Annotated in this window: 9 protein-coding genes; 6 read left to right on the forward strand and 3 right to left on the reverse strand. The window is 35.0% G+C overall.

Features of this window, described 5'->3' with window-relative positions; all coding sequences use genetic code 11:
- Positions 1-23 precede the first annotated feature (23 nt).
- Positions 24-1,598 carry a RagB/SusD family nutrient uptake outer membrane protein gene (locus E0F98_RS07090; RefSeq protein WP_132109923.1) on the reverse strand — a complete coding sequence of 525 codons (1,575 nt, stop codon included), beginning with the start codon at positions 1,596-1,598 and terminating at the stop codon, positions 24-26.
- Positions 1,599-1,602: 4 nt separating this feature from the next.
- On the reverse strand, positions 1,603-5,037 hold the full coding sequence (locus tag E0F98_RS07095; RefSeq protein WP_132109925.1) for a SusC/RagA family TonB-linked outer membrane protein: 3,435 nt from the start codon (positions 5,035-5,037) through the stop codon (positions 1,603-1,605).
- Between the two features lie 752 nt (positions 5,038-5,789).
- On the opposite strand from E0F98_RS07095, the gene E0F98_RS07100 reads away from it, so the two are divergent.
- Positions 5,790-6,521, forward strand: coding sequence for a porin family protein (locus tag E0F98_RS07100; RefSeq protein ID WP_132109927.1), 732 nt, complete (start codon positions 5,790-5,792; stop codon positions 6,519-6,521).
- On the opposite strand, the gene E0F98_RS07105 is transcribed toward E0F98_RS07100, so the two are convergent.
- Positions 6,516-7,121, reverse strand: a complete 606-nt coding sequence (locus E0F98_RS07105; RefSeq protein WP_132109929.1) for a hypothetical protein — start codon at positions 7,119-7,121, stop codon at positions 6,516-6,518. The genes E0F98_RS07100 and E0F98_RS07105 overlap by 6 nt on opposite strands.
- A gap of 256 nt (positions 7,122-7,377) precedes the next feature.
- On the opposite strand from E0F98_RS07105, the gene E0F98_RS07110 reads away from it, so the two are divergent.
- The 5 genes from E0F98_RS07110 to E0F98_RS07130 all read left to right on the forward strand — a co-directional run bounded on the left by E0F98_RS07110 (position 7,378) and on the right by E0F98_RS07130 (position 14,462).
- Positions 7,378-9,822, forward strand: a complete 2,445-nt coding sequence (locus E0F98_RS07110; RefSeq protein ID WP_132109931.1) for a bifunctional UDP-N-acetylmuramoyl-tripeptide:D-alanyl-D-alanine ligase/alanine racemase — start codon at positions 7,378-7,380, stop codon at positions 9,820-9,822.
- 74 nt (positions 9,823-9,896) lie between these two features.
- Positions 9,897-10,316 carry a large conductance mechanosensitive channel protein MscL gene (gene mscL, locus E0F98_RS07115; protein WP_132109933.1) on the forward strand — a complete coding sequence of 140 codons (420 nt, stop codon included), beginning with the start codon at positions 9,897-9,899 and terminating at the stop codon, positions 10,314-10,316.
- Between the two features lie 167 nt (positions 10,317-10,483).
- A complete protein-coding gene (locus tag E0F98_RS07120) occupies positions 10,484-11,473 on the forward strand; it encodes an aspartate-semialdehyde dehydrogenase (protein WP_132109935.1) in 990 nt (329 codons plus the stop codon).
- A 159-nt stretch (positions 11,474-11,632) separates the two neighbouring features.
- Complete coding sequence (locus E0F98_RS07125) at positions 11,633-11,983, forward strand: hypothetical protein (RefSeq protein ID WP_132109937.1); 351 nt, start codon at positions 11,633-11,635, stop codon at positions 11,981-11,983.
- Between the two features lie 223 nt (positions 11,984-12,206).
- Complete coding sequence (locus tag E0F98_RS07130) at positions 12,207-14,462, forward strand: TonB-dependent receptor (protein ID WP_132109939.1); 2,256 nt, start codon at positions 12,207-12,209, stop codon at positions 14,460-14,462.
- Positions 14,463-14,700: the final 238 nt, after the last annotated feature.

Here is a 14,700-nt window from a genome sequence, read left to right on the forward strand (position 1 = left end):
GCCGGATTTGAAATTAATTTAATCTAAGTTCCACTGTAACCAGGATTTTGTTGCCCTTTTAAGGTTTCGTCACTGTTTAATGTGCTTAGGTCTATTGGCCATAGTATTTTATGGTTTTGACCAGCAATATTATCAAGTACACCCACTAGGTTAAGGTCTTTTCTAAATACTAAAGGTGTTCCAGAAGCGTCTTGCATACGGCGTAAATCGTGCCATATTTTTGCTTCAGCAACAAACTCTTTTTGTCTTTCAGCAAAAATAGCCAATTCGTTTTGTTCGAATGTGCCATTCACATAAACTGGGGCAACACTTCCTGCATAAGCTCTAGTTCTTATGATGTTGATCTCAGCAGATGGATCTTGGTTTTGTTTGTTTTTAATTTCGGCTAACATTAAATAAGCGTCAGCTACTCTAAATATTGGGAAATCATCTGAGAAAGAACGTGCTCCGTCAACGATTGTCCCAATAAACTTACGAAGGTTTGTAGCATGAATCGCTCCTTTGTTAAAGTTTAAGAATGTTACATTTGCTCTGGTATCTGCAGACTCGTATTGTGTGTACAAGTCGTATTTGTACTCGTAACGAATAATAGTTCCACCGCCATTTACTTTTAATGGATCAGAAGCTGGAATTGCTACTCCTTTATCATCAACATAGCCTGCTAGAGGATCTGTAATGGCATAAATAAATTGGCTAAAGCTGTTTGTAGCTTCTCCTTGACCATAACGCAATGCAAAAATAATTTCACTGTTTCCTTTTAAAGATGCCGATGCAGCTGAGTTGAATACATTTGCAAAATTAGATTGCAAGCTGTATTTTGGTATAACTGCTTCGATTGCCGTTCTAGCCATAATTAAATCTGCTGTTGTCGTTGCTGGAGCTGCTCCATCAATTTTAACTTTCGCTGACCATAAATATACTTCGCCTTTTAACATTTGTGACGCTGCTAAGGACCACTGTGCTTTTTGCATTTTAGTAGTGTAGTTGTCTGCAAAACTAGCAACTGACTTATTAACGTCTTCTTTGATGAAATCTAAAGTTTCTTTCTCAGTTGCAGTACGTGGTAAATAAGCATCTTGAGCTGTAGTTGGCGTACTGATAACTACTTTAGGTTCTTTTGCTAATGGCACGCGACCGTAAGTACGGTATAATTGGAAATAATAAAAAGCTCTTAAACCATAAGCTTGACCTAAGTAATAGCTTTTGTCTGTAGCAACTAAATAGTCTGCTTTTTCCACTTGGTAAATAAAATTATTCACTTGAAAAATTGCAGCATAGATGCCCGCCCAATTTGAAATTCCAGGAGAGGATTCTCTAATGTCTTGGCGAACAATAGAACCTGCGTTTAATGAGGCTGTTCCTGTAAAACTGGTTCCATCTCTTAATGTTCCTCCTCTAAGTTCTCCTAAATTAAACATGGTGAACTGATAATTTCTTAACTGATTGTGCAAGCCAACCATCGCTCCATCAACTTGTGAAGGAGTTTTCCAAAAGCTTCCACTGGCGTAATAATCCTCAGGAGCTAAATCTAAATTATCGCAAGCATTAAACGTCATTGATAACGTCAATAATGCAATTCCTAATAGTATCTTTTTCATAATTTTATAATATAAATTGAACACCAAATATTACTGTTCGTGGTAATGGATAACCCCCAGCAACAGATGTTCCGTTGTTTGTTGTTTCTGGCGAGAATAATGTTGATTTACTTAAATAACCTAGATTTTGACCAGTTAAAGTAAATCTAATTCCTTCCATCTTTATTTTATTCAAAAGTTCAGAAGGGATTGCATAAGACAAACTCACATCACGGAAAGCTAAATAATCGGCTTTGTTGTAAAACATACTTGAAGTACGGAAGGTGTTGTTCTTGTACAATTGGTCAGCCCAGTAATAAGTTGGGTATTTTGCATTTGGATTCTCTGGAGTCCAAGTGTTTTTTACATCTTGTGTGGTATTGAAAGTTCCTTGTGCATTACTTAAGAACCAAGTTTTAGGACCGTCGTATTGAACAAAACCTAAAGCATAGTCAAAACGGCTGCTCAATGTGAATGCTTTGTATTTTACATTAAAACCAAAACCACCAGTCACTCTTGGTACGGTGCGTCCCATATACTCTCTGTCAAAACTATTGATCGTACCATCACCGTTCACATCCTTCCATTTCACATCTCCTAGTGCAATAGGAAAATGCAATGCTTTTTGAGCTGGGGTCATCCCATTAAAAACGGTTGGGTGAACCAAAACTCGGGCACCAATTAAATCTCTTAGTGTTAATGCATAATCATCTAACTCTGCTTGAGTTCTGATAATTCCTTCTGCAACATAAGCATAAGCTTGATTTGGATCTTGACCTTCTTGGAATCCACCAACCCACACAAGGTTTCCGTTTTTATCATAAACTTGACTTCCGCCAATTCTATTGTTTTCTAAACCATTGCTAGGTAATTTTAATATTTTGTTAGCATTGGTAGCGAAGTTAGCATTAATGTCTAATGTCCAATCGTCAGTTTTTACTGCACGATAGTTCAAGTCTAACTCAACTCCTTTATTTTGCAAACTACCTAAGTTTGTTGTAATGGTTGTAAAGCCAGAAGTAGCGGGAAGGTTAAAAGTTGATATTTTATCATTAGTCTCTCTGTTATAATAGGCAACAGATAGATCTAATTTGCTAAACAAACGAGTTTCCATACCAAATTCATAAGTAGCAGAACGTTCCCATTTTAAGTCTGGAAATGGAAGTCCAGATGCTTGATATCCTACAATTCCATCGTATTTACCACCTCCATAAGATCCTTGTAATTGGTAAGCTCCAATACCACTAACGTTACCATTTTGACCGTAACTAGCTCTCAATTTCATGGTGTTTACTACATCTGAAATTCCACTAAAGAATTCTTCCTTATGTAAATTCCATCCCACAGAGATTCCAGGGAAATTTCCCCAACGGTTGTCTAATAATCTAGAATAACCATCACGTCTTACCGTTAATGTCATCAAGTATTTATCGTCATAATCATAATTAACACGTGAGAAGAAGGATAAAATTCGTTGACGTTGGTGATACGTATCGATATTTCTTTTGTCTTTATCAGAACTAGTATATTGCAAGTCCATAAAGTCATCAGATGGAGCGCCTGAACCAGAAGCAGATAAGCCATTTTGATAGATGTCATAATACTCGGTTCCTACCATAGCGCTTAGATTGTGCTTGCTTAAGAAGGTAGTGTTGTAGTTTAAAGCTCCATTGTAGGTTTGGCTAAAGTCCCTTGAGTAAATGGCGCTTGAAGATCTTGTCTTATTGATGTTACCTGGACTTGATAAGAAATCTTTATTGAAGGATTCGTTATAAGCCATGTCATAAAACCAGTTTGCACTAGTTCTAAAACTTAGATTTTTTAAAATATCAAATTTGAAAGCTTGTGACAATGTAAATTTATCTGAATTATTTTTACGTATAAATTTGTCATCATTCACTAATGGGTTTCCGTCGGTGTAATCTCTACCTACTAATAACTCTCCATTTGCATTTGTACCCCTCATTGTTGGAGGGGCTCCTAGTGAGCGAGTTAGATAATTCCCTTCACCATTTGTTTGGGTATCTCTCCATTTAGCATCAGCAAAGTTCAAGCTCGAAGTAGAGGTTAACCAAGGTTTGATTTTGTACTCCCCGTTAAAAACAAAAGTAATTCTTTTGTAAAAAGTGTTTACTGGCAAACCTTCTTCGTCAAAGGAACCTATACTGGCATAGTAATTTCCTTTGTCGTTACCTCCCGTCATATTAATGCTATAATCTTTAGTTAAGCCTTGAGGTCTAAGAGCGTAGTCTTTATAATTGAAATCCTTGAAGATAATTTCTTTATTGGTTCCGTTAATATCATATGCTCCAGCTGCATTTGTTTTTAAAGGATCCGTCATGGACTGCCATCCTTGAGATAGTAGCTCCTCGTTGATAGAGTTTCTAAACATTGGGCTCCATACCGCAGATGAGGTTTTGTTTCCGTCCAAAATGTTTCCGTTACTATCTTTATAGAGGTTTCCAGTTCCAAAAGGCCCCGTTGAGTTTAATTGACTCAATCTTCCAGCATCATATTTTCCTGAAGTTTCTATAGCTTTTCTAGAGTAATATAAATAGTCTCTGGCATCCAAAAAGTCAAAAGGAACGTTTAAAGTATTGATCCCTATTTTTGAATTAATTGTAATGTTAGAAGATCCGCTTTTTCCTTTTTTAGTAGTAATCAAAATTACCCCATTATTTGCTCTAGCACCATAAATAGCTGTGGCAGAAGCATCTTTTAGAACTTCTATAGAAGCGATGTCATCTTGACTGATGTCACTAAATCCATCTCTTACAAATCCATCAACCATAACTAGTGGTGATCCTGAACCGTCATAATTTGTTCCTCCACGTAAAACAATGGCAGGCACTGCTCCTGGTCTACCAGAAGACTGCTGTACTCTTAAACCTGGAATCGTTCCTGCTAATGCCGAAGCAGGATTAGAACGTGTACCTGTTTCTAGAATTTTACTATCTAATTTAGATACAGAACCAGTTATTTTTGATTTCTTTTGAGTTCCATAACCTACAACAACTACTTCATCTAAGTTTTCTCCAGTTGCTTTTAATATAATGGTAAGTGGTGATTTTCCAATGCTTACTTCTTGTTGTTCCATTCCAAGGTAGGAAATGATAAGTTTAGTAACATTGTCCGGAACTTCAATGCTGAAATTACCGTCAAAATCAGTTTGTGTCGAAGCTGTACTTCCTTTAGCGATAATATTTGCCCCAGGAATTGGCATTCCATCAGAATCTGTCACTTTTCCAGTAATTTTCTTCTGAATTACATTTAGGATAAGTACTTCTGTTCCTTTATTAACTGTGGTGTTACTTTCGAAAAAAACTACTTTGTCTGAAGTAGCTGCCGTCGAAAGCTGAACCGTCAAGGCAGTCAGCAAAACTGTGGCTAGTTTTGTTGTCCCTCTGGCTGGGGAATCATGCCATAAATTTCTTGGCTTGTTTTTGGAAAAGATTTTCATGATTTTTTTTGGTTTGTTAATAATAATTTGTTTTTGCAGTGTCATTTATTTGACTTCCAGTGCTTATTCTTTTTTTTATGGAATTAAGGTGCTTACAATTGGTATTTTTAAGGATGGCAAATAAATATTTTATATTAATGAGATGAACTCTTTTTGTATTATCAATTTAGATCTTGAATGATTTAATCTATAGTCGACGTTGTGAATATTTTCAGTTACTAGATCTTCGGTGTTCTGAGTCTAGTCTTTTACTTTGTATCTTTTTTGAATACTTGAAATAATTCGGAGCCGATTATTCTTTATTTAAGTTGCTTTTTTATGCTTTTATTAGCAATTAATTAATATAAAAATTATATAACTGTAACAAATATATAAAACATTTTAATATAGTGGTTATTATTATTAAAATATTTTACTAACTAAAAGTGAAATTTTTTCAAAGATTGGAGTTTTTTGGCTTTATCAGTGGGATTGCGTGAAGAAATGGACATTGGATGAACTAAAACGATTTTGTAATTATAAATAAAAACCTACATGAAGAATTTAACATGTCTAGTAATCATGATTATAGAAAGGAAATGCAGAACTTTGACGCGGTTATAATGGAGTGTTTTGAGAATGCTCACTTTTCTTTATTAGAATCATGCTTTCAAATTGTTTTTTAAAACCAAAGCGCAGTAACAAACTATCAAAATCCTATATTTGTATAAAAATACAAAATTATCCATTCCGAGAACTGTCTAAAGATTACTATGAAACAATCATTAAACCAAAATTATACTATGCGAATCATTTTTAGTCTGTTTCTAGTACTGTCTGTTTCTACTATTTTTTCGCAAGAAATAGAGTCGGTTCAGGATAGTGCGATAGTAAAAGTCGATTCCTTATATAGAGAAGATCAGTTTTATTTGGGCTTAACTTACAATACGTTACAAAATAAACCGCAAGGGGTATCTCAAAATAAGTTTTCAGTAGGATTGTCCGCTGGTTTATTGAGAGATATGCCAATAAATAAAGACAGAACACACGCAATTGCAACAGGCTTAGGTTTCACTTTTAATAATTATGTGCAAAACCTGGCGATAACCGGGACTGGAGAAGTGCCCGTTTATACTGTTCTAGACGACAAAACAGTATTTAATAAAAATAAATTCACACAATTATTAGTCGATTTGCCTATTGAGTTTAGATGGCGAACATCGACTTATGAGAGTTACAAGTTTTGGCGAATATATGGAGGAGTGAAATTCAGTTATGTTTTATACAATAGATCGTTATATACTGACGATCAAAGTAAAGTAGTAATTACTAATAACACTGATTTTAATAAATTACTCTATGGTATTTATCTATCGGCAGGTTACAATACGGTAAATGTGTATGCTTATTATGGATTGAATCCTATTTTTAAATCTGCTGAAGTTGGTGGCGAGAACATAAAAATGAAGGCATTCAATGTTGGGATTATCTTTTATATCCTATAACCACAAGTACAAGAATAGTATTTGCGGAACAATACCAATCAAAAGTCCGATATTTAATTCCGTAGCAGTATGTGCCTTCATCACTAAGCGAGAGGAAGCTACAAAGCCATTCATAACAGTAAGAAATGCAATGGCAAAAAGATTTTGGGTTTGAAAATGCATGCTTAATCCTAAAACAAAGATCGTCAATGCGCTAATTCCCATCATATGTAAACTTGCTTTTGTCTTAACAAACAATAATAACAGCGCCATTAAAGTGCTGAATAATGCTCCCAATAGAAAAAAGTGTAGCTCTGGGTAACGTTCTATTGTAATGCTTTTTCGAACCAAAAGAATGATCAAAAAAGTTTGAATAACAAGCGGGATTTTACGTTCAGATAGCAAGGGCGCCATTATAGAGCCAATTTTCCCCGTTGCTCTTAATAGAAAGAAAAATAGCAGCGGAATAAGCAAAGTGATAATGCTTACATGAAGTAGCACCAAATATTTTTCTGAATTTAAAAAATACGAATGATTCGAAAACAAGAAAAATAGCGTAGCATAAACCGGAATAAATATCGGATGGAAAATATAAGAAAATAAGGGAAGTATTTTTTTCAAGTGGACTGCGATTAATTATCCAAACAAATATAATAAATAAACTAAAAAATTTCCCCAAAAAGAATCCTGATTTACACAAAACATAAAACGGCTTCTCCCTTTTTAATGCTATTATGTTGCCGTATTTTTGTTAAGAAGTATTATTTTTGAGAAAGTTCCAAATGGGAATCATGTTTCAGTGTAGTTATTTCAGTAAGAGTACGCTGGTTGTAACGCATAGGAACAATTAAATAGTCGTTAATCGCATTACATAAAAATGAGCATACTTGTACAAAACATAATTCCTATTCTTAAGGCAAAGGCCATTGGCAATACAGCAACAGCGGTGATTGACACCGTTTCTATAGATAGTAGATCGTTGCAAAACAGTGCAAACACTTTGTTTTTTGCTTTAGTTGGTCCTAATAATGATGCGCATGTCTATATTGAAGATTTGATCGCAACGGGAGTGCAAAACTTTGTAGTTTTACATATTCCAGAAGCTTGCGCTGATAAAGCAAATTTCCTAATTGTCGAAAATACATTAGATGCTCTACAGCAATTTGCCGCCTATTATCGCAGTCGTTTCAATTTTCCAGTTATAGGTTTAACAGGAAGCAATGGCAAAACGATCGTAAAGGAATGGCTCAATTTTCTTCTCAGTCCCGACTTTAACGTTATTCGCAGTCCGAAGAGTTATAATTCTCAGGTGGGAGTTCCGTTATCCATTTTTGCCATTAATGAAAAGCACAATCTAGGGATTTTTGAGGCTGGGATTTCTACCGTTGCCGAAATGGAGAAACTAGAAAAAGTCATAAAACCAACTATTGGAATTCTTACTAATATAGGTTCTTCCCATGATGAAGGTTTTCTGGATTTAGAAGAAAAAGTAAAAGAAAAATTAGTCCTTTTTAAAGAGGTCGAAATTCTAATTTATCAAAAAAGTGATATTGTAGACAAATTTATACTTCCTCATACAAAAACATTTAGTTGGAGTTTTAGTAAAGAGGAAGCCGATGTTTTTATTTATAAAAAGGAGTTCGAGGATCAAAATACGCTAATACATTACAAATACAAAGGAGACTCCTTTAAGTTGAAGATCCCGTTTCACGATCAGGCATCAATAGAAAATGCAATTTCCTGTTTAATGCTTTTGTTGCATTTTGACTATGATATCGCAACGATTCAGTCTAGAATGGTATTACTATTTCCCGTAGAAATGCGATTAAAAGTAAAAACTGGAATCAATAATTGCAGTCTTATCGATGATAGTTACAGTTCTGATTTTCAGTCTTTAAAAATAGCCTTGGATTTTCTCGAAAGTCAAAATCAATTTCAAAAGAAGACAGTAATACTTTCTGATATTTTTCAGAGTGGCTTGGCCAATGAAGAGTTGTATTCACGAGTTTCACAATTGATTGTTTCTAATAATATCAATCGGGTGATAGGCATCGGAGAAACCATCGCGGCCTTCAAAGACAAGTTTGTGAACTGCATCACCTTTAAAAATACAGCCGAATTTATCGCTAATTTTGATGAATTGGATTTCGAAAATGAAACCATTTTGATAAAAGGTGCTCGTTCTTTTCAATTTGAAGAAATCGTCTATTTGCTCGAAGAAAAAACCCATGAAACCGTTCTGGAAATTAACCTTAATGCTATTAGCTACAACCTGAATTTCTTTAAATCTAAACTAAAGCCAAAGGTAAAAATCATGGTGATGGTAAAAGCATTCGGTTATGGAAATGGAGGTTTGGAGATTGCTAAATTATTAGAACACCACAAAGTGGATTATCTAGGTGTGGCTTTCGCCGATGAAGGAATTTCGCTGAAAAGCGGAGGAATCCAATTGCCGATTATGGTTCTTAATCCTGAGAACACGAGTTTTGCAGCTATTATTCAGAATCAGTTAGAACCCGAAATTTATTGTCTCAAAGGACTTTATGCCTTTTTAAAAATCGCAAAGGAAAAGAACCTGCATCAATTTCCTATTCATATAAAACTAGATACAGGAATGCACCGTTTAGGTTTTGAGGAAGACTCAATTGAGGAGCTAATTGCTACTTTAAAAGGAAATGAAACGGTCAAAGTGCAAAGTATACTGTCGCATTTGGCTACAAGTGACGATTTAAAACACCGCGATTTTACACTTTCTCAGATTAATTTATTTGATGCGATGTCAACTAAAATCATAACAGAGTTGGGAATAAACCCAATACGACATATATTGAATACATCGGGAATAAGTAATTATCCAGACTCACAATTTAACATGGTGCGACTGGGAATTGGACTTTACGGTGTTTCGAATGATCCCGCGGAGCAAAAGTACTTGGAAAATGTGGGGACTTTGAAATCTGTTATTTCTCAAATTAGAACGATTAAAGCGGGAGAAAGTGTGGGTTACGGTAGAAAATTCATGGCCGAGAAACCTACAAAAATTGCAACAATTCCCATTGGTTATGCTGATGGAATTTCTAGAGGCTGGGGAAACGGAGTTGGATTTGTAAATATAAAAGACAAAAAAGCGAAGATTTTAGGGAGCATCTGTATGGATATGATTATGGTGGATGTTAGCGAAATTAATTGCACTGAAGGAGATTCGGTTATTATTTTTGGCGAAAGCCCTACCGTTTCTTATATCGCAAAAAAACTAAATACAATCCCGTATGAGGTGTTAACAAGTATCTCTCAACGGGTGAAACGTGTTTTTTATCGATAAAATCCTATTAACACAATTAGGAATGTTAAAATTTTCGTAATTTCGATTATTCGAATAATTTAAAACTGAAACTTATGGGATTTTTTAGCGATTTTAAAGCCTCTTTGATGAAAGGCGATGTATTGAGTCTAGCCACTGCGGTAGTTATTGGTGCTGCATTTGGTAAAATTGTAAGCTCTGCTGTAGATGATGTCATTATGCCGATTGTTGGTTTAATTACTGGTGGAATAGATTTTACACAAAAATTTATTACGCTTGACGGAAACAGCTACGCTGATTTAGCCGCGGCTCAGACTGCAGGCGCTGCCGTAATTACTTATGGTAATTTAGTGCAAGCGACTATCAATTTTGTTATCATTGCTTTCTTTGTATTTGTAATATTAAGAGCAGCTGAAAAAGCAAGAAAGAAAGAAGAAGTAGCTATTGTAGCAGCTCCATCAGGACCTACACAAGAGGAATTGCTAATTCAAATTAGAGATTTGTTGAAAAAATAAGAATACCGCTATACTATATGTTCAACTAAACCATCCGCTAATGCGGGTGGTTTTTCTTTATTGTTATAATTGTAACATTTTGTTATTTATTGTGAAGCGCCTTGTTATGATTTGATTATTACCTACTTTTGCATTTCAAATTAAGAATTCTATAATAATTATATACTATGAGAATAGCAGTTGTTGGTGCTACCGGAATGGTTGGCGAAGTAATGTTAAAAGTGTTAGCAGAAAGAAATTTTCCTGTCACTGAATTAATTCCTGTTGCATCTGAAAGATCAGTGGGAAAAATAATTGAATTCAAAGGAAAGAGTTATCCTGTTGTAGGAATGCAAACCGCAGTAGACATGAAGGCAGATATAGCTTTGTTTTCTGCAGGTGGAGAAACCTCTTTAGAGTGGGCTCCAAAATTTGCCGCTGCTGGAACAACCGTTATTGATAACTCATCAGCATGGAGAATGGATCCTTCAAAAAAATTGATCGTTCCTGAAATCAATGCTTCTTCCTTAACTAAGGAGGATAAAATTATCGCAAACCCAAACTGTTCGACCATCCAGATGGTTTTAGTTTTAGCGCCTTTGCATAAAAAATACAACATTAAGCGTGTTATTGTTTCTACTTATCAATCTATTACTGGAACTGGTGTAAAAGCAGTAGAGCAATTAGAAAATGAATATGCAGGAGTGCAAGGTGAAATGGCGTACAAATACCCAATTCATAGAAATGCGATTCCACAATGTGATTCATTCGAAGAAAACGGATACACTAAAGAGGAAATGAAACTGGTTCGCGAGACTCAAAAAATATTAGACGATAAAACAATTGCTGTTACAGCTACTGCAGTTCGTGTGCCTATCGTAGGTGGACACAGTGAAGCGGTAAATGTGGAGTTTTCGAATGACTTTGTAGTTTCAGAAATTCAAAATTTATTGCATCATACAGACGGTGTTGTTGTACAAGACAATAACGATACTTTCACTTACCCGATGCCAATGTATGCCCAAGGAAAAGATGATGTTTTTGTAGGTAGAATTCGTCGTGACGAAAGCCAAGCAAATACATTGAACATGTGGATTGTTGCTGACAATTTAAGAAAAGGAGCAGCCACAAATACAATTCAAATCGCGGAATACCTAGTAGCTTCTAAGCTAGTCTAAGCATTTTGTCACAAAGTCGCTAGTCTTAAAGTCAAAAGGCTAGCGGATGTTCATTTTAGCATAGGCTAATTAAAAAATTTAAACCATCTGTTAAAACAATCCATTAGTTTTGTTAAAACAGCTGGTTTTCTTTTTTATGTTTTGTTACATTTGCAATCAATGAAAAAGAAGCAGCTTATAATTAGTCTCTCTTTGGCCGTTACGGTATTGTTTTCAATACTGTTTCAGTCGTTTCATAGCTATGAGCATTTTGTAAAGCAATTTGCCGAAAAAGAATGCCATCACAAGTACAGCAACGGTACGCCCGAAATTACACATCAACATCATAATTTAGAGGATTGTAAAGTGTGTCAATTTACTTTTGGGAATTACGTAACTCCCGAAGTTTTTGCTTGTAAACTCAGTTCAAATTACAAACAACTCCCTTATTTTTATAAAACTGTTAAAGGAATTCTGTCTTTTTCAGGAAGTTTGTATTCACATAGAGGTCCCCCTTTTTTAACGGCTTAAAATCACTCTTTTTTTTTAAGAAGAATAAAATTAAACGCACTGTTTTGATTTTAAACAATTACAAATTAAACATTCTCTTATAGTTTAATACTATACTTTGTGTCCAAAAAATTAATTCAAGCTACAACACAATAGTGGCTTTGATGGTTTTTTTAGGATAACATTGTTCGTATAAAATTGTTTTTGAGGGGATGAATCTCTAAATATCCATACAATCATTTTAATGAAAAAATATATAATTGCCCTAATTTTAGGGTTTTCGGCAATGCTTCAAGCGCAAAATACAGTATCGGGAACAGTAACAGATATGAATAAACAGCCGGTAAGCGGGGTGTCTGTCTATGTCCCAGAATTACATAAAGGAACCATAACTGATGGAAACGGAAAATACAGTTTGGCCAACCTTCCTGATGGAAAAGTAAAATTGAGTTTTAGTTACATAGGTTTTATAACTGAAAATAGAAAAATTGAAGGAATTCAAAAGGAAAACACATTAGACGTAGTTATTGAAGAAACTGTTTTCCATATGAATGAAGTAATTGTTTCTACTGCTTTCAACAAAATACAATCACAAAATGTGATGAAAGTGGAGCATGAAACGATTAAGGAGTTACAACAAAAGGGGACTGCGACCTTAGTAGAGGGACTAGCAACTATTCCAGGTGTTTCTCAAGTTTCTACAGGAACATCAATTGGGAAACCAGTTATTCGTGGTTTAAGCGGCAATCGTGTTTTAGTCTATTCACAAGGTGTTAGAATAGAAAATCAGCAGTTTGGAAGCGAGCATGGTTTGGGTTTAAATGACTCAGGAATTGAAAGCGTTGAGGTAATAAAAGGACCGGCTTCTTTGTTGTATGGTTCGGATGCTTTGGGTGGTGTTTTGTATTTTAATCCGGAGAAATTTGCTGATGCGAATACTTTTCAAGCAAATGTTAGTCAGAAATTTTTCAGTAATACTCAAGGTAGCAATACTTCACTGGGATTAAAAACCTCCTCTGACAATTGGAAATTCCTTGCGCGTGGTAGTTATAATACACATGCTGATTATAAAATTAAAGATGGTGATAGAGTAACTAATACGCGTTACAATGAGACAGATTTTAAAACCGGAATTGGATACAGCAATTCTAAATTTTCATCTGTGCTGCGCTACAATTACAATGCGCTCGATTTAGGAATTCCCGAAGAAGGAATTGGGGAACAATCAACAAACAAAAATCCTGATTTTCCAAAGCAAGGTGTTTTCAATCACCTACTGAGTTTAAATAATATCGTTTATTTTGCAAAATCTAAATTAGATGTTGATTTAGGGTATATTTCTAATAATCGAAAGGAGTTTGAAGAAAGCAATGATCCTTCTTTAGATATGGATTTAAACACGTTCAACTACAATGCAAAATACTATTTGCCGCAATTTGGAAGGTTTGAAACTATTTTGGGAGTGCAAGGAATGCATCAAACCAATACGAATTCAGGTGAAGAATATTTAATTCCTGATGCTACTACAAATGATTTTGGTGTTTTTGGAATGGTTAATTACCAATGGAAATCTAATGTAATTCAGGCTGGTTTGCGTTTTGATAGTCGTAATATCAATTCGTTAGCTCACGAGGCAGATGATCATGATGATCATGCTGATCATGATGGACACGAGCATCACGGTGGAGAATTTGACGCGCTAAACAGATCATTCAATAGTTTTAATGCCTCATTAGGTTATAAAACAAATCTAGCTGAACCGTTGACTATGCGTGTGAACGTTGCTACTGGTTTTAGAGCTCCAAATTTAGCAGAGTTAACTTCTAATGGTGTGCACCATGGAACCAATCGATTTGAGGTAGGGAATGCTAATTTAAAAACAGAACAAAACATTCAAACCGATTTAAATCTAGAATATAGCAACAGTCATTTTGAGTTTTTTGTGAATGGTTTTTACAACCACATTAACGATTACATTTATACTTCACCTACAGGAACACAAATCGATGCTAACGACGTTTTTGAATACATTCAAGATGATGCCAGATTATATGGTGGTGAGATAGGATTGCATTTTCACCCACATCCTTTGGACTGGCTGCATTATGAAACTAGTTTTGAATCGGTTACCGGTAAGAAGCAGTCGCGAAGCGGTGGAAGTGACTATTTGCCTTTAATTCCAGCAAACAACTGGAATAACACCATTAGAACTGAGTTTGATATTAAGAACTGGCTCGCAGAAGGTTTTGCTTCAATAAGCGTAAACACGACCTTGAATCAAAATAAGGTGAGTGGTTTTGAAACAAGTTCAAGCGGATATACCTTGGTGAATCTTGGTTTCGGTGGGACAGTAAAACTGGGAGAAACAGTTTTTGATGTCAGCTTAAACGGAAATAACTTGTTTGACAAAAGCTATATAGCGCATCTTTCGAGACTAAAAACAGACGGAATTCCTAATATAGGACGAAATATAGTTCTGGGTGTCAATTTCGATTTATAGAAAAAGCCTAAATAATGAAGCGCTATCCAAAAGGGTAGCGTTTTTTTTGTCGTGTAATTCTATAATCGATACTTTTCCATTTGAGTATAAAAATTTTGACGCTTAAGTTTTAAACCATTAAGAGAATTAAACAATACTTAATAGCCCTTACTGTCTAAATGGTTTTTAATTTCTTTGCGACTCTCTGCCATAACCTCTGTGCATCTTTGAGGGACAAATTTGATTCATAATCCAATCA

The sequence above is a fragment of the Flavobacterium hiemivividum genome, from assembly GCF_004349145.1.
In the GTDB taxonomy this organism is placed as follows: Bacteria; Bacteroidota; Bacteroidia; order Flavobacteriales; family Flavobacteriaceae; genus Flavobacterium; species Flavobacterium hiemivividum.

What these genes read in the sequence shown, in the direction of transcription:
- E0F98_RS07110 (WP_132109931.1), top strand. Translation starts at nt 7,378, where the DNA reads ATGAGCATACTTGTACAAAACATAATTCCTATTCTTAAGGCAAAGGCC.
- E0F98_RS07125 (WP_132109937.1), top strand. Translation starts at nt 11,633, where the DNA reads ATGAAAAAGAAGCAGCTTATAATTAGTCTCTCTTTGGCCGTTACGGTA.
- E0F98_RS07090 (WP_132109923.1), bottom strand. Translation starts at nt 1,598, where the DNA reads ATGAAAAAGATACTATTAGGAATTGCATTATTGACGTTATCAATGACG.
- E0F98_RS07120 (WP_132109935.1), top strand. Translation starts at nt 10,484, where the DNA reads ATGAGAATAGCAGTTGTTGGTGCTACCGGAATGGTTGGCGAAGTAATG.
- E0F98_RS07100 (WP_132109927.1), top strand. Translation starts at nt 5,790, where the DNA reads ATGAAACAATCATTAAACCAAAATTATACTATGCGAATCATTTTTAGT.
- mscL (WP_132109933.1), top strand. Translation starts at nt 9,897, where the DNA reads ATGGGATTTTTTAGCGATTTTAAAGCCTCTTTGATGAAAGGCGATGTA.
- E0F98_RS07130 (WP_132109939.1), top strand. Translation starts at nt 12,207, where the DNA reads ATGAAAAAATATATAATTGCCCTAATTTTAGGGTTTTCGGCAATGCTT.
- E0F98_RS07095 (WP_132109925.1), bottom strand. Translation starts at nt 5,037, where the DNA reads ATGAAAATCTTTTCCAAAAACAAGCCAAGAAATTTATGGCATGATTCC.